Origin of the sequence: Agrobacterium sp. RC10-4-1 (genome assembly GCF_014138475.1) — a bacterium.
Lineage (GTDB): Bacteria > Pseudomonadota > Alphaproteobacteria > Rhizobiales > Rhizobiaceae > Agrobacterium > Agrobacterium pusense.
In genome coordinates this window covers 263546-283293 of record NZ_JACJIT010000005.1, presented here as the reverse complement: position 1 = coordinate 283293, position 19748 = coordinate 263546, and the positions used below count along the sequence as shown (strand labels likewise).

General features: G+C 61.2%; 20 protein-coding genes. 13 read left to right on the top strand and 7 right to left on the bottom strand.

From position 1 onward, the window contains the following. Positions 1-28: 28 nt before the first annotated feature. Genes FHW77_RS15805 through FHW77_RS15795 form a run of 3 tightly spaced genes read left to right on the top strand, consistent with a single transcriptional unit; the run spans position 29 to position 3280 of the window. On the top strand, positions 29-2614 hold the full coding sequence (locus FHW77_RS15805; protein ID WP_044458752.1) for a heavy metal translocating P-type ATPase: 2586 nt from the start codon (positions 29-31) through the stop codon (positions 2612-2614). After that, complete coding sequence (gene cueR / locus FHW77_RS15800; RefSeq protein ID WP_004440702.1) at positions 2611-3033, top strand: Cu(I)-responsive transcriptional regulator; 423 nt, start codon at positions 2611-2613, stop codon at positions 3031-3033. Before FHW77_RS15805 ends, cueR begins: the two co-directional genes overlap by 4 nt. 46 nt (positions 3034-3079) lie before the next feature. After that, on the top strand, positions 3080-3280 hold the full coding sequence (locus FHW77_RS15795; RefSeq protein ID WP_006700082.1) for a heavy-metal-associated domain-containing protein: 201 nt from the start codon (positions 3080-3082) through the stop codon (positions 3278-3280). Positions 3281-3328: 48 nt separating this feature from the next. Here the strand turns inward: FHW77_RS15795 and FHW77_RS15790 are convergent, their stop codons facing one another. Both FHW77_RS15790 and FHW77_RS15785 read right to left on the bottom strand, forming a co-directional pair. Further along, on the bottom strand, positions 3329-3631 hold the full coding sequence (locus FHW77_RS15790; protein WP_156510756.1) for a hypothetical protein: 303 nt from the start codon (positions 3629-3631) through the stop codon (positions 3329-3331). A gap of 35 nt (positions 3632-3666) precedes the next feature. Continuing rightward, positions 3667-3915 carry a hypothetical protein gene (locus tag FHW77_RS15785; RefSeq protein ID WP_004440706.1) on the bottom strand — a complete coding sequence of 83 codons (249 nt, stop codon included), beginning with the start codon at positions 3913-3915 and terminating at the stop codon, positions 3667-3669. A gap of 176 nt (positions 3916-4091) precedes the next feature. Between FHW77_RS15785 and FHW77_RS15780 the strand changes: the two genes are divergently transcribed. After that, on the top strand, positions 4092-5477 hold the full coding sequence (locus tag FHW77_RS15780) for an MFS transporter (RefSeq protein ID WP_182590604.1): 1386 nt from the start codon (positions 4092-4094) through the stop codon (positions 5475-5477). 19 nt (positions 5478-5496) lie between these two features. On the opposite strand, the gene FHW77_RS15775 is transcribed toward FHW77_RS15780, so the two are convergent. Together FHW77_RS15775 and FHW77_RS15770 are read right to left on the bottom strand one after the other, a co-directional pair. Continuing rightward, positions 5497-5670 carry a hypothetical protein gene (locus FHW77_RS15775; RefSeq protein WP_004440709.1) on the bottom strand — a complete coding sequence of 58 codons (174 nt, stop codon included), beginning with the start codon at positions 5668-5670 and terminating at the stop codon, positions 5497-5499. A 72-nt stretch (positions 5671-5742) separates the two neighbouring features. Continuing rightward, positions 5743-7461 carry a glycoside hydrolase family 32 protein gene (locus tag FHW77_RS15770; RefSeq protein WP_044458786.1) on the bottom strand — a complete coding sequence of 573 codons (1719 nt, stop codon included), beginning with the start codon at positions 7459-7461 and terminating at the stop codon, positions 5743-5745. A 171-nt stretch (positions 7462-7632) separates the two neighbouring features. On the opposite strand from FHW77_RS15770, the gene FHW77_RS15765 reads away from it, so the two are divergent. Continuing rightward, on the top strand, positions 7633-9093 hold the full coding sequence (locus FHW77_RS15765) for a protein adenylyltransferase SelO (protein ID WP_004440714.1): 1461 nt from the start codon (positions 7633-7635) through the stop codon (positions 9091-9093). 142 nt (positions 9094-9235) lie between these two features. Here FHW77_RS15765 and FHW77_RS15760 read toward each other — a convergent pair whose 3' ends face one another. Next, positions 9236-10336 (bottom strand): saccharopine dehydrogenase family protein, encoded by a 1101-nt coding sequence (locus FHW77_RS15760; RefSeq protein WP_004440717.1) that lies wholly within the window; start codon positions 10334-10336, stop codon positions 9236-9238. Positions 10337-10459: 123 nt separating this feature from the next. On the opposite strand from FHW77_RS15760, the gene FHW77_RS15755 reads away from it, so the two are divergent. Beyond that, positions 10460-10891, top strand: a complete 432-nt coding sequence (locus tag FHW77_RS15755) for an Lrp/AsnC family transcriptional regulator (RefSeq protein ID WP_004440719.1) — start codon at positions 10460-10462, stop codon at positions 10889-10891. A gap of 232 nt (positions 10892-11123) precedes the next feature. Here FHW77_RS15755 and FHW77_RS15750 read toward each other — a convergent pair whose 3' ends face one another. Next, a complete protein-coding gene (locus tag FHW77_RS15750; protein ID WP_004440721.1) occupies positions 11124-11492 on the bottom strand; it encodes a winged helix-turn-helix transcriptional regulator in 369 nt (122 codons plus the stop codon). Positions 11493-11635: 143 nt separating this feature from the next. On the opposite strand from FHW77_RS15750, the gene FHW77_RS15745 reads away from it, so the two are divergent. Beyond that, on the top strand, positions 11636-12475 hold the full coding sequence (locus FHW77_RS15745) for an SDR family oxidoreductase (protein WP_044458755.1): 840 nt from the start codon (positions 11636-11638) through the stop codon (positions 12473-12475). Positions 12476-12498: 23 nt separating this feature from the next. Here FHW77_RS15745 and FHW77_RS15740 read toward each other — a convergent pair whose 3' ends face one another. Continuing rightward, on the bottom strand, positions 12499-14139 hold the full coding sequence (locus tag FHW77_RS15740) for an alpha/beta hydrolase (RefSeq protein ID WP_044458756.1): 1641 nt from the start codon (positions 14137-14139) through the stop codon (positions 12499-12501). Positions 14140-14480: 341 nt separating this feature from the next. Between FHW77_RS15740 and FHW77_RS15735 the strand changes: the two genes are divergently transcribed. The 6 genes from FHW77_RS15735 (at position 14481) to FHW77_RS15710 (ending at position 19740) form a co-directional block, all read left to right on the top strand. Next, positions 14481-15008 (top strand): hypothetical protein, encoded by a 528-nt coding sequence (locus FHW77_RS15735; RefSeq protein WP_004440728.1) that lies wholly within the window; start codon positions 14481-14483, stop codon positions 15006-15008. After that, complete coding sequence (locus tag FHW77_RS15730) at positions 15005-16264, top strand: DNA-packaging protein (protein WP_004440729.1); 1260 nt, start codon at positions 15005-15007, stop codon at positions 16262-16264. Before FHW77_RS15735 ends, FHW77_RS15730 begins: the two co-directional genes overlap by 4 nt. Before the next feature lie 557 nt (positions 16265-16821). Then, positions 16822-17460, top strand: coding sequence for a hypothetical protein (locus tag FHW77_RS15725; RefSeq protein ID WP_004440734.1), 639 nt, complete (start codon positions 16822-16824; stop codon positions 17458-17460). 58 nt (positions 17461-17518) lie between these two features. Then, a complete protein-coding gene (locus FHW77_RS15720) occupies positions 17519-17827 on the top strand; it encodes a Dabb family protein (RefSeq protein ID WP_034496266.1) in 309 nt (102 codons plus the stop codon). 238 nt (positions 17828-18065) lie between these two features. Beyond that, entirely contained in the window at positions 18066-19232 is a 1167-nt protein-coding gene (locus FHW77_RS15715) for a phage portal protein (RefSeq protein WP_004440739.1), read from the top strand. Between the two features lie 187 nt (positions 19233-19419). Next, the gene (locus tag FHW77_RS15710) at positions 19420-19740 is read left to right on the top strand and encodes a DUF6107 family protein (RefSeq protein ID WP_003509186.1); all 321 of its coding nucleotides are present in this window, start codon (positions 19420-19422) and stop codon (positions 19738-19740) included. Positions 19741-19748: the final 8 nt, after the last annotated feature.

Below are 19748 nucleotides of genomic sequence, written 5' to 3'. Positions count from 1 at the left end.
TACATAGGGTCTCGAAAGGGGATTTCCCATGAACGAGACAGTCAGACACGCCCATCCAAATCAACCGGTTTCCATTCCCGTGGAAGGCATGACCTGCGCTTCCTGCGTGCGGCGGGTGGAAACGGCCGCGGCCAAGGTGCCCGGCGTCATGTCGAGTTCCGTGAACTTCGCCACGAAGAAGCTTACGGTCGAGCCGGCTGAAGGTTTCTCAGCCAAAACGCTTGGCGCTGCCATCAAGAAGGTGGGTTACGATATTGCACCGGATCGGCATGAATTTACCGTCGAAGGTCTGCACAGCGACGCGGATGCGGCGCGGTTGAAGGCCGTTCTGGAAGCCGTCGCAACCACCATTAACGCCACTGTCGATACCGCAGCCGGCAAGGCCGCCGTGGAGACGATCGGCGGACGGCGTGAACGGGACGCGCTGGTGGAAACGGCAAAACTTGCCGGCTTTGCATTGGCAACGCCAAAGCCGCACGACCATTCCGCCCATCAATCCCACAACAGGCACGAGGGGCATCACCACGGCCACAGCCAGATGGCGACGGCCGGTGAAAGTGGCGGCCATGACCATATGCACCATGCGGGCGAAGAGGGCGCGCTGAAACGCGACCTGACAATCGCCGCCATCCTGACGGCACCGCTTTTCGTGCTGGAAATGGGCGGCCATCTCTATGAGCCGATGCACCACTGGCTGATGGGCATCATCGACACGCAGAACCTCTATTACATCTATTTCGTGCTGGCGACGGCAGTGATTTTCGGACCGGGTCTGCGCTTCCTCAGGACCGGTTTTCCGGCCCTGCTGCGCGGCGCGCCGGAAATGAACTCGCTGGTGGCGCTGGGCGTTACTGCCGCCTATCTCTATTCCGTCGTGGCGACCTTCGCGCCCGGCCTGCTGCCGGCAGAGGCGCAATTCGTCTATTATGAAGCGGCAACGGTCATCGTGACACTGATCCTGACCGGACGGCTTCTCGAAGCCCGCGCCAGCGGCCGCACCGGAGACGCCATCCGCAAGCTGATGAGCCTGCAGGCGAAGACCGCCCGCGTGGAGCGCGATGGCGCCACCATCGATATTTCCCCTGACGATCTGGTGATGGGCGATATCGTCGTCATCCGTCCCGGCGAGAGGCTGGCGGTGGATGGCGAAGTTGTCGAAGGCTCGTCCTATGTCGATGAATCCATGATATCAGGCGAACCGGTGCCGGTGGAAAAGACGGTTGGCGCAGCGGTCGTTGGCGGCACCATCAACAAGACCGGGGCCTTCAAGTTCAAGGCGACCAAGGTGGGCGCGGATACCATGCTGTCGCAGATCATCCGCATGGTGGAGGAGGCGCAGGGCTCCAAGCTGCCGATCCAGCTGCTGGTCGACCGGGTTACCGCGCTGTTCGTGCCCGTCGTCATTGCGATTGCGGTGCTGACCTTTATCGTCTGGGCGATTTTCGGTCCCGAACCTGCCTATACATTCGCGCTGGTCAATGCGGTGGCCGTACTCATCATTGCCTGCCCGTGTGCCATGGGTCTTGCCACGCCGACTTCCATCATGGTCGGCACCGGCCGGGCAGCGGAGCTGGGCGTACTGTTCCGCAAGGGTCAGGCCCTGCAGGAACTGCGCTCGGCTGAGATCGTCGTGGTCGACAAGACCGGCACCGTCACCAAGGGCCGCCCGGAACTGACCGATCTCGTGGTTGCGGAAGGGTTTGCCGATAACGACGTGCTGGCGCTGGTCGCCGCCGTCGAGGGCCGCTCGGAACATCCGATCGCCGAAGCCATCGTCCGGGCTGCGGAAGATCGGGGGGTGGTAGCGGGAGAGGGACTTGAACCCCCAACCGTCGAGAACTTCGAAAGCGTGACGGGTTACGGTATCGCCGCCACCGTCAATGGCCGCAAGGTCGAGGTCGGTGCGGATCGGTACATGGCCAAACTCGGCCATTCCGTCGATATTTTTGCCGAAGCTGCCGCAAGGCTGGGCGACGAGGGCAAGACGCCGCTTTATGCCGCGATCGACGGCAGGTTGGCGGCTGCGATCGCCGTCGCCGATCCGCTGAAACCGTCAAGTGTCACCGCCATCAAGGCGTTGCAGGCGATGGGCATCGAAGTGGCGATGGTGACGGGCGACAATGAGCGTACGGCAAACGCCATAGCCCGGCAGGTCGGTATTTCCCGCGTGGTTGCGGAAGTGCTGCCTGATGGTAAGGTAAAGGCGATCCATGAGATGCGGGCAGGCGGCAAGGTGCTGGCTTTCGTCGGCGATGGCATCAATGATGCGCCGGCACTGGCAGAGGCCGATATCGGCATTGCCGTCGGCACCGGCACGGATGTCGCCATCGAAAGCGCCGATGTGGTGCTGGTTGGCGGCGATCTTCTGGGCGCGGTCAACGCCATAGAGATGAGCCGGGCGACCATGCGCAACATCAAGGAAAACCTGTTCTGGGCCTTCGGTTACAACGTGGCGCTGATACCGGTTGCGGCGGGCGTGCTTTATCCCGCTTTCGGCATAACCCTGTCACCGATGATTGGCGCGGGTGCGATGGCGCTGTCCAGCGTCTTTGTTCTCGCCAATGCGCTGCGGTTGAAACGGGCGAAGGTCGCTCATCGGGAGGTGAAATCGTGAATATCGGCCAGGCATCGGAGGCATCGGGCGTTTCCGCCAAGATGATCCGTTATTATGAGCAGATCGGCCTCATCACCCCCGCCGCGCGCACCGGTAATAATTACCGCGTCTATGGAGAGCAGGATGTCCACAACCTGCGCTTCATCAAACGTGCGAGAACGCTCGGTTTTTCATTGGAAGAAACCGAGACGCTGCTGAAACTCTGGCAGGACAAGAGCCGTGAGAGTTCGGCGGTAAAGGAAATCGCGCTTGTCCACATCGCCGATCTCGAACAGAAGATCGCCGAAATGAAGAGCATGGTGAAAACCCTCTCCCATCTCGCCCATTGCTGCGGCGGCGACCACCGGCCCGATTGCCCCATCCTCGACGATCTCGCGGGTGCCGACAAGACAGACAGCAAGCCCGCCAGAACCCACTGAAAGAATGCCGGTGCGAAAATATCGGCGCCGAGCAATAGGAGAAATCATGACCCCAACCACCTTCCTCATCCCGGACATGACCTGCGGCCATTGCGAAAAGACCCTGCGCGGCGCACTTTCGGACGTTCTTCCCGACGCCGCCGTCAATATCGATCTTTCCACGCATAGGCTTACGGTAACGGGTGACGCCGCAACCGCGGAGGAAGCAATCCGCGAGGCCGGTTACTCGCCGGAACGGGCGGGCTGACGCACGTCGTTCCTGGAATGAAAAGGAAAGATATGCTGCTGAGTAGCATCATTTTTCCTTTGAAGGCAGAACTCCAATGTCCGTCTCGACCATCTCATTCAATCCTATCGCGGCCTTGGCGACACGCTGCCGGAGGCATTCGAGCGGGCGGTCCTGCGCATCGGCGATATTGAGGCGGATATGCAAATCCTCGGCAAGGCACCGTTTCGCGGGACATTCATGCCTGAACTGTTGCCCGGCCTTCGTCGGGTCACAAAAAATCAGGCGATCTTTCATTTTGATGTTGATGACGGCGAGAAGACGTTGCGTGTTCTCGCCATCTTCTTCGGTGGGCAGGATCATCAGCGCCACATGTTGAAACGCCTCGTATCCGGCCTGACAAGCGGTTAAACCTCGTCGAACGCCCCGCCCTCGCGCGAGGGATTGCGGTTGATCACCCGTTCCTCCGCATCGTCGGGCAGGGCCTCGTCGCTTTCTTGATAGGGGTCGTCCTCGCTCTCGGCCTCTTCTTCCTCGATTTCCTGCTCGATGAATTGAGGAATTTCTCCCTTGGCGGGGAGGGCGTCGATGTCGAGGTCGAGCAGGTCTTCATCCATGGCGTCTTCGTTCGAGGGCAGGATTTTTTTGCGGTCCATGACGGTATCCTTTCTATCGGTTATTCGGCAAACGAGCGGAAACGCGCAGGGTTCCTGTCGCCTGCGAATTCCTTCGGATCGAGTGGCGCGAAAAAGCTGTCTTGACCTCAATGGCGCTTGAGGTTCTAGTTTGCCCGCCGTATCGCGAAAATCGAAAGGATGCGGCTTTGACGAGTATGGAAATGACGGAGAAAAACGGCTGGGGTGAATTGTTGAGCGGAACCAATCTCTCGCTTTTAACCGTCATCTCCTCCGGTATCGGCCTGCACGCTTTCAACCAGTTCGCGGTCGTCACGGCTTTGCCGGTGGCCGTGAATGAAATCGGCGGAGCGGCCTTTTATAGCTGGGCCTACAGTCTTTATTTCGTCGGTTCCGTCGCTGGCGGCGTCACCGCCGTGCTGTTTCGCGAACGTTTCGGCGCGCGCACGGTCCTGCTGCTGTGCTGCCTGATCTTTTCTCTGGGTTCCATCCTTTCGGCAATCGCCGACGACTTCTTGTGGGTCGTCGTCGGTCGCGCCTTGCAGGGTCTGGCGGACGGGTTAATCGTTGCCGTGTGCTACAGCCTCATTCCCGCCGGTTTCCGCTCCGGCCTGTTGCCGAAGGTCTTTGCCATCGAGGCGGCGATCTGGGCGGTCGCCTCGTTCATCGGCCCGCTCACAGGCGGTTTCGCAACCGAACATATCTCCTGGCGCGCCACCTTCCTGTTGTCGGCACCCCTGATTCTGTTGCTCGTGGCCTATACTGCCATTGCCGTCTCCGCCGAGCGACCGGTGGTGACGACGCGCAGGCCGCTGGTGCCGCTGGCACTCTGCCTCGTCGGCGCATTGGCGTTTTCCGCTCCCTCTGCCTTCGAGGATGCGAGCCTGCGCGCCCTGTCCCTGCTGGCGGGTGCAGCACTCCTGTGGGCCTCGCTCCGCGCCGGTACACGGCCTTCCGTTGGATTGTTTCCGAAGGATTCGTTTCGGTTGAAGACGGTGCTCGGCAGCGGCTTCTGGGTGCTGTTCCTGATGTCCTACGCCCACGCTCTCGGCAGCGTCTATCTGGCCTATGTCGCCATCAATCTCTGGCGTCATGAACCCACCTTCGCCGGTTTTATCGTGGTAACGATGCCGCTCGCCTGGAGCCTGGTGGCAATGCTGATCGGAAGCCTGCGCTCCGATCGCCTGCGCGAGGTTTGCCTGCATTACGGCCCGTATCAGATGGTGCCGGGCTGCATTTTGCTCGGGCTCGGGCTTTCGTCCGGCAGTTCGGTCGAAATGCTGCTTGGGCAAATCCTGATAGGATCGGCTTTCGGCATGTCATGGGCAGGTATCAGCCAGGCGGCCATGGAAGCCGCACCGGAGGAGGAACGCAAGATGACGGGCGCTCTGCTCCCCACGGTCGCGACACTGGGAGCCGCCGCCGGTGCGGGTGCAAGCGGCACCGTGGCCGCTGCAACCGATCTCGTGACGCAAGTCGATCGGGCAGACGTGACGATGCCGATGATGTATCTTTACGGACTTGGTGTCGTGGTGTCGCTGCTGGCGATCTTCACGGCAAGGGGGCTGCGCAGCGTGCGCTAGCGCCCCCGCCGCGGCCTGGTCAGGACTGGGTAGTGGCGATGGTGATCGCCGTCAGATAGACCACAAAGGCCATGACGGCGATCGCGCCGATGACGATGACGATACCCTTTCCGGCGCGCTTCTTCTCGGTCTTGTTCTCGTTGGCTTCCGTCGGAAACAGGATGGGATCGCTGGTGTCGCGGATTTTGGTCATGCCGTTTCTCCTTTCGGCGGAATTTTTCGGGCGTTTCTGGTCTATCAACCACCCAATCCGCCAAAAGGTTCCTTAGGGACGCAGCGCCCAGGTCGTGGCGTGGACCACCGCCCCGGACTCGGCCTTCAAAAGAGCGGCGCGCACGGGCTCGAAGCCCTCGATGCGTTTCGTGCCGACATACCGTCCGCGATTGGCAAAAACCTCCATAGAGCCGTAATCCAGAAAGATACGGACGCGCGAGGCCCTTGCGCCTTTGGCAATGTAATGTGGGGAGTGGCCCTCCCGCCCATCCTCGTGGCGGATCCAGAGGCCCGTTTCGTCGCTGACGAGACCGAGCGTGACCGTCGGGTGATCAAGCGCGAGTTCGAAGGGCACCCCCGGCGACGCAAGCTCGATCAATATCTCCACTGCGCCGTTGATGAAGGTGACGCGCTCGCCGGCCGCAAGCCGGGTGCGGTCGAGAATGTGGCTGCGCAGGCTTTCGGCCGCGCCGATGGGTGGGGTCAGAAGCTCGCCATTCACATAAGTGATCCGGCGCGGTAACGTCATGGAGGTGGGGAAATCGATCTCGGGATTGGCGTCGGCCCAATTGGCCAGCCAGCCGATGCCGATGATGCTATCCCCGTCCAGAAAGGCCTGAAAGGCATAATTATCGGTGCCGAAATCGAGCTCCTGACCGGATTCCTTGGTGAAGACCTTGCCGTCGAACCAGCCCACATCGGCCATTGTCAGGTTCTTGCGGCCTGTCTCGGGGTCTTCCGAGTGCATCAGTCCGTAGATCAGCACCCAGCGCGTGGAACGGGCATTGGCGGGGCCATCGAGCGGCAGCAGGCAGGGGCATTCGATGGCTGTGGTTTTATACCGCGTTTCCACCCAGAGCTTGCCCACATAGGTCCAGCCGGAAGCAGCCGTGGGGTCGAGCGTTTCGTAAAGCAGGATGACACCGCCGCCCTCGCTCTGGCTGCCGAGCACCATTTTCCATAAGCCATCGGGACCGCGAAAGACGTAAGGATCGCGGAAATCCGGCGTCAGCCCCTGTCCGTCCGGACGATGGCCCAGAATGACGTCTGCCTGCCCTGCCATGATGAGATCGGAAGAGGTGGCGGTGAGCTGTATCTGCTGTTCGGGAATGCGGTCCTGCACCTGCTCGGTGAAGAACACGCGGATGCCGGTGCCTTCCACCAGCGGAATGGTGGAGCCGGAATAGGCGCCGCCGCGCTTGTCCGGCCGGGTGGTCAGGTCTTCTGACGGAAAAAGGAAGATCGGCAGATGCCGCCAGCGAAGATAATCGGAGGAGACAGCATGTCCCCAATGCATGGTGTTCCACCGCAGCCCGTGCGAATAATGCTGATAAAACAGATGCGGACGGCCCTCGAAGCGGCCAAAGCCGTTCGGATCATTCATCCAGCCGAAGGGCGGGCGGAAGTGGTAGCTCCCGGGAAGTTCCGGCGCGGCATTGTCAGGCTTGGTATGAACAACCGTGATGCCGGTTTCGAGTACATCCGATGCCGTGAACCAATAAATCACCGAAACGGCGGTGGTGACCGTGTCGTAACTCAGCTCCACATGGCCGCCGCCAAAAACCTGATAGATCCGAAACCCGTACTCTTCGGTGTTGACGCTTGAAACTTCAGCGAATTTTCCGTTTTGATTGGAGAAGGAAACCGCACCCGGCTCGCCGGCTTTTTTTGCCTTCAGCCAGACATGAAAGGTGGCGTTGACGGGCAGATCGGTGTGAATGGTACGGATGGCGCTTTCCGGTTCGGCGGTTACGGCTTCAACGACGGTCATTGCTTTTCCTTTCCTTTCGGCATTCTGCGGGTCAAGCATAGGAACGATGATGGCGATGGAAAGTTCATTGCGCAAAATTGAATGAGGCGAAGGAGCGGAGCTTTGGCATTTATCGCTCGCATCCGTCGCCCTCCGGCCCCATATAAAGGCAAAGCAGGGAGTTTATCCGTGATGAAATTTGACAATTCCTATGCCCGCCTGCCGGAGCGTTTCAGCGCCGCGGTGCTGCCGACGCCGGTAAAGGCACCGCGCCTCATCGCCTTCAACCGTGGGCTTGCCGACGAGCTTCGTCTCGACGTCACCGGCCTTGACGATGAAAGACTGGCGGCGATCTTTTCGGGCAATGTCGTGCCTCAGGGAGCCGAACCGCTGGCCATGGCCTATGCCGGCCACCAGTTTGGCGGTTTCGTACCGCAGCTGGGCGATGGCCGCGCGATTCTTCTGGGCGAGTTGATCGACAGGAACGGCAAACGGCGTGATATCCAGCTGAAAGGCTCCGGCCCGACGCCGTTCTCGCGCAGGGGTGACGGGCGCGCCGCGCTTGGCCCTGTGCTGCGCGAATATATCGTATCGGAAGCGATGTTTGCGCTGGGCGTTCCCGCAACCCGGGCGCTGGCGGCTGTCCTCTCCGGCGAAAGGGTGCAGCGTGAAGTCGGCCTGCCGGGCGGCGTCTTCACCCGTGTCGCGGCAAGCCACATCCGTGTCGGCACGTTCCAGTTTTTCGCCGCGCGCGAGGATGACGAGGCAATCAGGAACCTCGCGGACTATGTGATCGACCGTCATTATCCCGAGGCGAAAGAGGCAGATAATCCCTATCTCGCCCTGCTGCAAGGCATAGCGCAACGGCAATGCGACCTCATCGCCCGCTGGATGATGGTGGGCTTCATCCATGGCGTGATGAATACCGACAATATGGCGGTCTCCGGGGAGACCATCGATTTCGGCCCTTGCGCCTTCCTTGATGAATATCACCCCAACAAGGTTTTTTCCTCCATCGATGCGCAGGGCCGTTACGCCTATAACAACCAGCCCGGCATCGCCCAGTGGAACATCGCAAGGCTGGCGGAATGCCTGCTGCCGCTGCTCGATCCGCTGGTGGAAAAGGCCGCTGAACTCGCCAATGGGGTTCTCGCCGATTTCGCTGCCGCCTTTCCCAAACGCTGGCTTACCGGCATGCGCGCAAAACTTGGCCTGACGGCGGAGGAAGACGGCGATATGGATCTGGTGCAGGGGCTGCTGGCGCTGATGCAGGCATCGGAAGCGGACTATACGCTGACCTTCCGTCGTCTTTCGCATGCCGTCAATGGCGACGCCGAGCCATTCCGCGGCATGTTCATCGATATTGCGGGCGCGGACGAATTTCTCGCCCGTTGGCGGGAAAGAGCCGGTCGGGAGGGGATTTCCGATTCCGAAAGATCGGCGGCGATGCTGTCAGTTAATCCCGCCATCATCCCACGCAACCACCGCATCGAGGAACTGATCGAGGCGGCAGTGGAGGAGGATGATTTCGAGCCCTTTCACGCCATGCTGAAGGCGATTGCGACGCCCTTCGAGGAGCGGCCGGACAATTTCGTCTATATGCAGCCGCCGATGAGCCATGAGCGGGTGTTCAGGACGTTTTGCGGGACGTGACGACCTCACCGTCATGCCGACTTGATCCGGCATCCAGCCGACGCACGTCTGCGCGGCGAATAGAGTATTTCCAGCCCAAGGACTTGGGCTGGCTGGATACCGGCTCAAGGCCGGTATGACGGAATAAACTGAGGCCGGTAACTCACCCCACCCGAGCCAGTGGCTCATGCGCGCCATAATACCGGCCGAACCGGTTATCGAGGAACTTGGGCAGGTCCACTTCCTCCTGCCGCACGAAGCCCTTCTGCGGCAGCGTGCCTTCGGCAAGCAGATCGAGAACCGTGCAGATGCCTGAGGCGGTTGTGATCTGGATGGCGCTCATCATCCGGCCGGAAACGGGGCCGGCATAGACCTTGTTGGCGTAGGTTTCCTGCAGGAAGCGGCCGTTGCGGGTGCCGCAGACGGTGACGAAGACGATGACCACATCCTGCATGGTGCCGGGAAGGGCGTTCTCGAACAGGTCCTTCAGCACATCGCGGCGATTGCGCAGGTTGAGATCGTTCAGCAGCGCCTTCATGATCGCGACATGGCCGGGATAACGGATGGTGCGGTAATTCATCGTCCGCACCTTGCCTTCCAGCGTGGCGCAGAGCGTGCCGAGACCGCCTGACGTGTTGAAAGCCTCATAGGTGACGCCGTCGAGCGAGAATTCTTCACGCTCCTCAAGCGCCGGAACGGCGGTGAGGCGGCCTTCGACGATCGCTTCGCAGGGCTCGATATATTCGTTGATCAGCCCGTCCGTGCTCCAGGTGAGGTTGTAGTTGAGCGCATTGGACGGATATTGCGGCAGGGCGCCGACGCGCATACGCACGCTGTCCAGCTTGTCGAACTTGCCGGCAAGATCGGCGGCGACGATGGAAATGAAGCCGGGCGCGAGGCCGCATTGCGGGATGAGCGCCGTCTCCGCCGTTTCCGCCAATGCCTTGACCTTGCGGGTGGATTCCACGTCTTCGGTGAGATCGAGATAATGGGTGCCGACCGCGACCGCCGCTTCGGCAATGCCCGCCGTCAGGTGGAAGGGGGCGGCGGACAGCACGGCGAATTTGCCTTTTAGCAGTGCTTCCAGCGCAGGCCGGTCCGTGATGTCGACGATCTCGGTGTCGACGCGTTCGTGAGCAGGCACATTGGCCAGCTGGTCGGCCGAGCGATCGGCAACCGTGATGCGATAATCGCCTGTGGCGGCCAGCATCCAGGCGATGGCCGAGCCGATGTTGCCCGCACCTATGACGACGATGTTTTTCATGTTTTGTTCCCCGCAGAAAAATTCTTAGGGCACAATCATATTGCGGTTTCACTGCGATTCGGAGCTTCACTACGTGCAGATCGCTCGTTATTATTGAACGATAAGACGACAGGATTGATCACTATGACGATCACTGACAAGGACCGGGCGCTGCTGGCGCTGCTTTCCGAGAATGCCCGCATGCCGGTGGCGGAACTGGCACGCAGGCTCGGCCTTTCGCGCACCACGGTGCAGGCCCGCATCGAGCGCCTGGAGGCAGACGGCGTGATCGCGGGTTATGGCCTCAGGCTTTCGGAAAGTTATCTTTCCGGGTTGGTGCGCGCGCATGTGCTCATCACCATCGGGCCGAAGGCTCTGCCAGCGGTGACTGCGGCGCTTGCCGCCATCAAGGAAGTGACGACGCTGCATTCGGTGAGCGGCACATTTGACCTCATCGCCATTCTGGCCGCCCCTTCGATTCTCGATCTCGACCGGCTGATCGACCGTATCGGCGCGCTCGACGGAGTAGAGCGCACGCTGTCATCGATCATTCTGTCGACGCGGATTTCGCGGTAAGAAGCGTTTGAAAGAGTGGAAGATAAGCGAAACCCACTTCCGTAATGCCGGACTTGATCCGGCATCCAGTCGATGCGCGTCTGCGCGGCGAACAGAGTCTTTTCAGCCCATGGACTTGGGCTGGCTGGATACCGGATCAAGTCCGGTATGACGGAAGCGATGGTCTGCAAAACGAAACAACAAAGGAGCTTGCCACTCCTATGTTTCTCTCGCTACGCGAAAGCGAAGCCGTCTAAACCACCGTCCGCTCATCATAAGCCTTCTGTGCCGCCATCACCGCGTCCATATTGCCCTCCGCCCAATGGGCAAGCGCCGCCACGGTGTCCGTCAGCGTGCGCCCCAGCGGCGTCAGTGAATATTCGACTGTGACAGGAACCGTTGGAAAGGCCTGCCGCGAAATCAGCCCGTCACGCTCCAGCTTCTTCAGCGTCTGCGACAGCACCTTCTGCGATATGCCCTTGATCTCGCGCCGTAACAGGTTGAAGCGAACGGCATCACGCCGCAGCTTGTCGAGGATCAGCAGCGCCCATTTGTCGGCGATCCTGTCCAGCACCATGCGGGTGGGGCAGCGGTCCTCATAAACGTCATAGATATTTGCCATCGATTTCACCCTGTTGTTTCAAGGCCATACCGGTTTCCGCGAGGAAACCAGCTAACCGAAAAGTGCTCTCTTTTCATGATTTCTCTAACGCAGTATCTGTGTTTTCGAAACATGGTTTCCATTAGATACTAAGGAGATTTGAGATGGCAGGCAAGATACTCGTAATCGGTTCAACCGGCACCATCGGCACGCCGCTGGTCAGGGCACTGGTGGCCAAGGGCGAAAGAGTGAAGGCGGCGTCGCGCAGTGGCAGGGCGTCGGACGGCGCGGAAGGGGTGCGTTTTGATTATACCGACGTATCGACTTATGCGGATGCCTTCGACGGTGTTGACCGCCTGTTCCTGCTTCTTTCCGGCGGGCGTCTGGATGCCATCGACGCGCTGACGCCCGTTGTCGAGGAGGCCGCACGCCGGAAGGTGAAGATCGTGTTCCTCAGCGTTCTCGGCGTCGATGCCGACGATTCCATTCCCTATCGCCAGATCGAGCTGAAGATCATCGCGTCAGGCACGCCTTACGTCATCCTGCGTCCCAACTGGTTTGCCGATAATTTCCACAGCTACTGGAAAGCCGGCATCGACCACGGCCAGATCGCCGTTCCGGCGGGCGAGGGCAAGTCAAGCTTCATCGATGTGCGCGATATCGCCGATAGCGCCGCCGCCGCTCTGACATCCACGGCCTTTGACGGCAAGGCCTTCAATCTGACCGGACCAATGGCAGTTGGCTACGGCGAAGCGGCAGCACTGATTTCGCAGGCTATCGGCAAGCCAGTGTCTTATGCCGCCGTTTCGGACGAGGTCTTTATCGGCATCCTCACGGGTGCAGGTGTGCCGCAGGACTACGCGTCCTTCCTCGCCTCGATCTTCTATCCCGTTCGTGAGGGCTGGACCGCGGTGGTGACCGGCGACGTGGAAACGCTGACCGGCCATGCGCCGCGTTCGCTGGAGACCTATATCGCCGACAATCTGGACCGGCTTAAAGGCTGAGACTCAACGAGAGCCCGCCGCGCTTAAGCCGGATCGGTGGAGCCGCGGCGGGCCTTGAAGAACATCTTCAGCCGCTGGATATCCTCGGCATTCCAGCCCTGCGGCGCCGTCACCTCCGTCCAGGCATCGATGTAATGTTCCGGCGCATAGACATGGCCATATCCGATCGGCGCCGTGGTGGCGGCGGCAACATCGAGGCCGAGCTGCAGCAGGGTGACGACCGGGAACCAGCGAAAGGATGTGGAAACGTCTGGCCCGTGATGCACCATCCATTGCGGCCGCCGGTAAAGCGAGGCGGCCTCGAAGAAGGTGATGGGGTCGCTGGCATATTGCAGATAAACGATCCGCATCGGCCCCCAGGTCGCATCAGGCATATGCGCGGTGGTATATTGGTTGGCGAAGCGGATGACAGAGGAATCGCGGAAACGCGGCAGCCATTCCGGCGTGCCCTTCACCCGGCCATTGGTGGCCATGCGCCATGTCGGGCTGGAAAAAGGAGGGCCGCTCCACAGCGCGCCCTGGAAGGGGTCGGAGAGCACATCGTAAAGATCGGAGGACTTCTGCGAGTTGAGCGAACCGAGGCTCAAGCCGTGCAGATAAAGCCTCGGCCGCTTTTCCTTCGGCAAGGTGGTCCAGTAGCCATAAACGGCTTCAAACAACGCACGCGCCGTCTCGACGCCGTAATCCGGCTCCGTCAGCAAGGCTATCCAGCTTGAGAGATAGGAATATTGCACGGCAACGCTGGCGATATCGCCGTCATGCAGATACTCGACGGTATCGAGCGCTTCCGGATCGATCCAGCCGGTGCCGGTGGGGATGACCACCAGGAGCACCTTGCGTTCGAAGCCGCCGACACGTTTCAGTTCCTCAAGCGCCAGGGATGCCCTTTCATCCGGGGTCGAGGCGGAGTTCAGGCCTGCATAGACCCGGAGCGGCTCCTTGGCCGGGCGGTGGGTGAAGGCGGAGATGTCTGCGCCACGAGGGCCTTCAGCGACAAATTCGCGGCCGCGACGGCCGAGCGATTCCCATGTCATCAGCGAGGCGCTGCTGCCGGTCTTGAGCGAATCGGATGGGCGCGGCACATCGGGTTCGATCAGCGCATCCACCTGTTTCAGCGAGGAATCGGCAAATCTGAGGCCGATGTCGAATATCAGCCCGTTGAGCAGCATCCAGGACAGAATGATGGCCGCGGCGATGCCGAGCACATTGGCCAGCCGGCGCGGCAGGAAATGCCGGCTGCGCGTCGCAAAGAAACGGCGGATCAGCTGGAACAGCCGGCCGGCGCCGATGAGAATGGCAGCCACCAGTATGGCGATGGCGCCTGTCTTGGTGGGGTGCGCGCTGGGGAGCGGATCGAGCTCCATCAGCACGCGAATGGAGTTCTGCCAGTCTTTCGCCTGCCACAGAAACGCAATCGCCGTAATCGCGGCGGCAAGCGCAATGAGAAACCGAACGCCGCGGACATTATGACGCGAGGGTTCAGGCAGCTCCAGATAAGCCCAGATCGCATGAAGGGCGACGCCGATCATGTAACCGATCGCGAAAGAAAACCCGCACAGCACACCTTGCATCAGCCATGTTCGCGGCAGGAGCGATGGTGTGAGAGAAGCGCAGAAGAGAACCGTGCCAAAGACGATGCCGGTTGCTGAAAGACCCGCAAACAACCGCTCAACCCATTGTTTTACCAACTTGACTTGTCCCTTCTACTCACCGCCTGATGCTAAGTGTAATATGTGACGGACGAGGGTGCAAATCCCGTGATCAGGATAAAAATCACAGAAATAGGAAAATAATCCTTTACACCGTGACGATGGTTTGATAGTGTTTGGCTATAGTCGGAGATTTGCGGCTGAACGGCAATGGTTGTCCTTGGGACTGCCCGTAGCGCTTTCTTCACCACCGCGTTCCTGTGCTTGTCACAGGAATGAGGGTAAGTGAGGTGCAAGCAAACTTGCCTTGTTCGCGGGCTCCTCTTTATTTGTTCTTTCTCTCGCAGGCCAATCCCATGACAACGTCCAGCAATTGCGATCCGGCGCTCTACAGCGTCTGGCCGGAAACGCCCGCCTATGCGGCTGACGACATGCCGGAAGCCGCGCCCGAGACGAAGTCGCGGGCCGACAGGCTGGCCGCCGAAGATGCGGCGCGCAACGGCAGCCTGCGGCAATTGCTGAATGAGCTGACGGAGGAGATGCGCGAGCAGTTCTGCCTGTACCGCAATCTCCGCCAAGTGAGCGAAGCGGCGTTTCTGGCGACGGCGGAGGATGCTTCGGGCAAGCTCGCGCGCGCCGATGTGAAGGCTGCGACGGACCAGCTGTCGCTGATCGTCCGCACGCTGGAGCGGATCGACGCTTTGCAACGGGTGCTGGCGGAAGAAAGGGAAGCTCTTTTCAGCGAAGACGAAACCGATGTCGGGGACTACGAAGCGGCGGTGGCGCATTTCCTCAATCGCATCGATGAACTGGCTGAACAGAAATGCCGCGCAAAGACGGCAACCGATCCCGCTTGCAGCCCCTTCGCAGAAACCGACACATGACGGATATGTCGACCGGACCCCATCTGCCGGCGCAGGTTTTCAATCTTCTGCGCGACTGGCGTTTCATCGGCAACCTGCCGCAGCAACCGCCGGAGGGCGACTGGCGGACATGGCTTCTGATCGGTGGACGCGGATCCGGCAAGACCCGCGCCGGGGCGGAGTGGGTTCACGCCGTCGCTTCCGCCGGCAGGCAATCGGATTTGCGCATCGCGCTGGTTGCCGAAACGCTGGGTGACGCCCGGGAGGTGATGATCGACGGCATTTCCGGCATCTGCCGTATTGCCCGCCGCCATCGTCCCGCCTTCGAGGTGTCGCGTCGGCGGCTGCTTTGGCCCAACGGGGCGATGGCGCAGGTGTTCTCATCGGAAGACCCGGAAAGCCTGCGCGGGCCGCAGTTCCACATGGCTTGGGCGGATGAGCTGGGCAAATGGAAATATCCACAGGAAACCTGGGACATGCTGCAGTTCGGCCTGCGTCTGGGTGAATTGCCACGACAGCTGGTGACGACCACGCCACGGCCCATTCCATTGCTGAAGGCGCTTCTGGCCGATCCTTCGAGCCGGGTGGCCCGGATGCCGACGGCCATGAACGCGCGGAACCTTTCTCCCGGTTTTCTGAAAGCCATGCAGGACCGCTACGGCGGCACGCGGCTCGGCCGTCAGGAAATTGGCGGCGAACTGATCGATGAGCGCGAGGGCGCGTTATGGAAACGCGCCGATCTGGAAGCGATCGTTGAGGTCGCGGCTGCGCCGCTTTCGCGGATCGTGGTGTCGGTCGATCCGCCGGCCGGCAGTGGTGAAAATTCCTGCTGCGGCATCGTCGTGGCGGGACTGGGCATGGCCGGGCGTCTCACGGTGCTTGCGGATTGTTCGGTGGAAGGGGAGACGCCGGCCGGCTGGGCTCGCGCCGTCGTCGCCGCCTTCCGCCGCCACGAGGCTGACCGCGTCGTGGCAGAGGTCAATCAGGGCGGCGAGATGGTGCGCGCCATGCTGCAGAGCGTAGACGCCAACCTGCCGCTGACGCTGGTGCGGGCAAGCCGCGGAAAGTTCGCCCGCGCCGAACCGGTCGCCGCGCTCTATGAGCAGGGAAGGGTGCGCCACGCCGCGCGATTTGAAAAGCTTGAGGACCAGATGACGGATTTCGGACCGGAAGGCCTGTCGACCGGGCGCTCGCCGGACAGGCTGGACGCACTCGTCTGGGCGATCACTGCGCTGACGACGATGGTGACCAGCGAACCGAAGGTGCGGGGGATGTGAGACGGTGATTTAGTGGCTCCAGGGACCTAGAGCCAATAACGCCCCAAGCGTGCCGTCTGTTTCTTCTCCCGTTGGGCAGAAGGACCGCAGCGCGGGATGAAGAGGCAACGGTCAAGATGTGCCGCGAGAGCATGGATGTCAGGACCTTGCCCCGTCATCTGACCCTTGGGGCCATCTTCTCCCCAGCGGGGAGAAGAAAAAGTGAAGGACCCGCCCGATTTCGGACGTCGGGCAAATATTATTTCTTCGGAGATTGCGCCGGCTTCGGCTGGGAGCCGGTTTCACGCATCTGGCGCCACTCGTTTTCGAGACGGTCATAAACGGTCTGGGGGATTGTCGCTGTCATGGTGGCATTCCTCCTTGAATGGTTAACGCTGCAGGATTGCGCGGTAAATGGAGTTAGCGCGCTAAGGTTCCGGAATTCAAGGAATTTTTTACTCCAAAACCCCGGTCCGAGGATTAAAATCGATTAAGGTTTTTTCAAATCGATTTAGTCCTGACGGACGTCAGGGGTCATGAACCCCAAGTCATATCAAGTGTCATATCAGGAGCAGACTATGGTCTTTGACGAGGCGCGATTCGTCGCGTCGGTGCGGAAATCTCTGTTCGGCGGGCGGCTGCAGACGGCGCAGCTTGCCGGGATGAAGACGATCCTGTCGGGCTTTGCGACGGCGCTGCCCGGCGGCGATCCCCGGTGGCTGGCTTATATGCTGGCGACTGCTTTCCACGAGACGGCGGCAACCATGCAGCCGGTGCGCGAGACTTTGGCGACAACCGATGCCGAAGCGATCACACGGCTCGACCGCGCCTTTGCCGCCGGCGGTCTGCCGATGGTCCGCAGACCCTACTGGCGGCGTGATGCGGAAGGGAAAAGCTGGCTGGGACGTGGCTTCGTTCAGCTGACCCATCGCCGCAATTATGAGACCATGTCAGTGCTGACGGGGGTGGATCTAACCGGCCGCCCCGAGCGCGCCATGGAAGCGGACGTGGCGACGGCTATCCTGATCCGGGGCATGGTGGCCGGCAGCTTCACCGGCAGACGTCTTGCGGATTTCTTCGATGCAGAGCGCGAAGACTGGGATGCGGCGCGCGCCATCATCAATGGCAGCGACCGGGCCAGCCTGGTGGGCAATTATGGGCGCGCATTTCATCGGGCGCTTCTTGCGGCGCGGATTGAACCGGCGCGGCCCAGGTGATAACCCGTTACGCAGCGCCGAGAAGGCCGCCTTCGAATTTCGCATGACAGGTGACACCGTGATCCGCCATATCGTCTTTTTCACCGTTCCCGAGGAAAACCGCGACGCCGTCCGCAAGGGCCTTTCCGGCCTTACCGCGATTCCGCATGCGCTGACGCTGGAAATCGGCGAGAATGTGAAGAAGGACCAATGGGGCAATTCCGTCGATTTCATCGTTTATGGCGAGTTCGAAAACGAGGCGGCGCTGGCGGCCTACAAAGCCGATCCCGCCTATGATCTTTCCACCCGCACGGTGAAGCCGCTGCGGGAAACCCGCGTCGCCGCCGATTTCGACAGCGATACGGCAGTAAAAGCACCGATCCGGTAACGGTTCGGTTCAGCTTAGCAAGTGACGGGCATCTGCCCGTCGTCTGCCGAGAGCCGGCGAAAAAATCTTTTTCCGTTTGGGCTTTGAGTCCCGGTATCCCTTATTTCTGTGCCTGTCGCAGGAAACCAGCCGACGCGTGTCTGCGCGACGACAAGACTCTCTTCGGCCCAAAGAGCTGGGCTGGCTGGTTCCCTGTGACAAGCCAGGGATGAGGAACATCACAAACAAGGACACCGTCATGCGATTTCCCTTTTCCCTGCCGCGCAAGCGCCCGGCGGATGGCAACGCCATGCCCGAAAACCGGAAAATGGCTGGCGGCTTCATGGCCGTGGCCATGCAGGGCGGGCAGGCCTTCTGGTCCGGCCGGTCCTATGCCGCGCTTGCCCGTGAGGGTTTCATGAAGAATCCCGTAGCCCACCGGGCTGCCCGCATGGTGGCGGAAGCGGCCGCGTCGGTGAACTGGCTGCTTTACGACGGCGATGACGAGATAGGCGATCATCCGCTGCTGGCGCTTCTGGCGAGGCCGGGCGCGCACATGGGCGGGCCGGATTTCTTCGAGGCGCTTTATGGCCACCTCATGCTGGCCGGAAACGCCTATGTCGAGCCGCTTGTGATCGGCGGGCGGCTGCGTGAACTGCATCTTCTCCGGCCTGACCGGCTCAGCATTGTCGAAGGGCCGGATGGCTGGCCGGCGGCTTATGATTACCGCGCCGAAGGCCGGGCCACGCGGCGCATCGCCGCCGAGCGGGACGGGCTGGGGCTGCTGCATCTCAAACTGTTCCATCCGCTGGATGACCGGGTGGGGTTCGCGCCGCTCGCCTCCGCCGGCGCGGCGCTTGATCTCCACAACGCGGCCAGCCAGTGGAACAAGCGCCTGCTCGATAATTCCGCCCGGCCTTCCGGCGCGCTGGTCTATCAGCCGCGTGAAGGCGGCAATCTTTCCGCCGAACAATATGAACGGCTGAAGCGCGAGCTGGAGGAGGGCTATCAGGGCGCCATGAATGCCGGCCGGCCGCTGCTTCTGGAGGGCGGGCTGGACTGGAAGGCGATGGGACTATCGCCGCGCGACATGGACTTTCTGGAAGCCCGCAACGGCGCGGCCCGCGATATCGCGCTCTCACTCGGAGTACCGCCAATGCTGATCGGCATTCCCGGTGACAATACCTATGCGAATTACCAGGAAGCGAACCGCGCCTTCTATCGCCTCACCGTGCTGCCGCTCGTCAACCGCACGGCGGCGAGGCTTTGCGGCTGGCTTGCGCCGATCTTCGGCGTGGGCCTGCGACTGGAAGCCGATCTCGATCGGATTGCCGGGCTCGCGGGCGAGCGGGACGCGCTCTGGACACGCATCGGCGCAGCCTCGTTCCTGAGCGACGAGGAAAAACGCGAGGCCGTCGGTTATTGAAAGGACGGCGTTTCTTTCGCTTTGACGGTTCAAGCATTGTCTGAAGAAGCGGATTCTCTTTGTGAGCTCATCCGTCCAAGCGATTCCGAAGATTCGTAAAATCACCCGGTGCAGGCGCGCAGGAAGCGGCTGCGTGCGACGCGGCGCGTCCGCCCGATGACAACATCCTAGAACGGAATGATTACCCATGTCTGAATTCGCCAATGAGGCCGGCATCTGGGCCGCCCGCATCACCGGCGCCGTGGCGGGCGCGGGTGTATCGCTCGTTTATCTCCTGCCGAAAAGCAAACGCGAGGCCGCGAGCCGTTTTATCACCGGCGTCTCCTGCGGCATGATCTTCGGCGGGCCTATCGGCCTGTGGATCGTGCAGCAGCTTGATATTGCCGGTGCGCTCTCCGGTCGCGAAATCATGGTGGCGGGTTCCGCCGCCGCCAGCATGGGGGCCTGGTGGGGGTTGGGCGTGCTGGTGCGCATCGCCGACCGTTACAGCGCCCGCCCGCGCGCCTGATATTCCCC

Excerpts from the sequence above, each read along its gene's own strand:
- FHW77_RS15805 (WP_044458752.1), top strand. The coding sequence starts at position 29 with ATGAACGAGACAGTCAGACACGCCCATCCAAATCAACCGGTTTCCATT.
- FHW77_RS15770 (WP_044458786.1), bottom strand. The coding sequence starts at position 7,461 with ATGACCGTCGTTGAAGCCGTAACCGCCGAACCGGAAAGCGCCATCCGT.
- FHW77_RS15715 (WP_004440739.1), top strand. The coding sequence starts at position 18,066 with ATGCGATTTCCCTTTTCCCTGCCGCGCAAGCGCCCGGCGGATGGCAAC.
- FHW77_RS15745 (WP_044458755.1), top strand. The coding sequence starts at position 11,636 with ATGGCAGGCAAGATACTCGTAATCGGTTCAACCGGCACCATCGGCACG.
- FHW77_RS15755 (WP_004440719.1), top strand. The coding sequence starts at position 10,460 with ATGACGATCACTGACAAGGACCGGGCGCTGCTGGCGCTGCTTTCCGAG.
- FHW77_RS15760 (WP_004440717.1), bottom strand. The coding sequence starts at position 10,336 with ATGAAAAACATCGTCGTCATAGGTGCGGGCAACATCGGCTCGGCCATC.
- FHW77_RS15710 (WP_003509186.1), top strand. The coding sequence starts at position 19,420 with ATGTCTGAATTCGCCAATGAGGCCGGCATCTGGGCCGCCCGCATCACC.
- FHW77_RS15765 (WP_004440714.1), top strand. The coding sequence starts at position 7,633 with ATGAAATTTGACAATTCCTATGCCCGCCTGCCGGAGCGTTTCAGCGCC.
- FHW77_RS15775 (WP_004440709.1), bottom strand. The coding sequence starts at position 5,670 with ATGACCAAAATCCGCGACACCAGCGATCCCATCCTGTTTCCGACGGAA.
- FHW77_RS15730 (WP_004440729.1), top strand. The coding sequence starts at position 15,005 with ATGACGGATATGTCGACCGGACCCCATCTGCCGGCGCAGGTTTTCAAT.
- FHW77_RS15735 (WP_004440728.1), top strand. The coding sequence starts at position 14,481 with ATGACAACGTCCAGCAATTGCGATCCGGCGCTCTACAGCGTCTGGCCG.
- FHW77_RS15785 (WP_004440706.1), bottom strand. The coding sequence starts at position 3,915 with ATGGACCGCAAAAAAATCCTGCCCTCGAACGAAGACGCCATGGATGAA.
- FHW77_RS15725 (WP_004440734.1), top strand. The coding sequence starts at position 16,822 with ATGGTCTTTGACGAGGCGCGATTCGTCGCGTCGGTGCGGAAATCTCTG.
- FHW77_RS15780 (WP_182590604.1), top strand. The coding sequence starts at position 4,092 with ATGGAAATGACGGAGAAAAACGGCTGGGGTGAATTGTTGAGCGGAACC.
- FHW77_RS15795 (WP_006700082.1), top strand. The coding sequence starts at position 3,080 with ATGACCCCAACCACCTTCCTCATCCCGGACATGACCTGCGGCCATTGC.
- FHW77_RS15750 (WP_004440721.1), bottom strand. The coding sequence starts at position 11,492 with ATGGCAAATATCTATGACGTTTATGAGGACCGCTGCCCCACCCGCATG.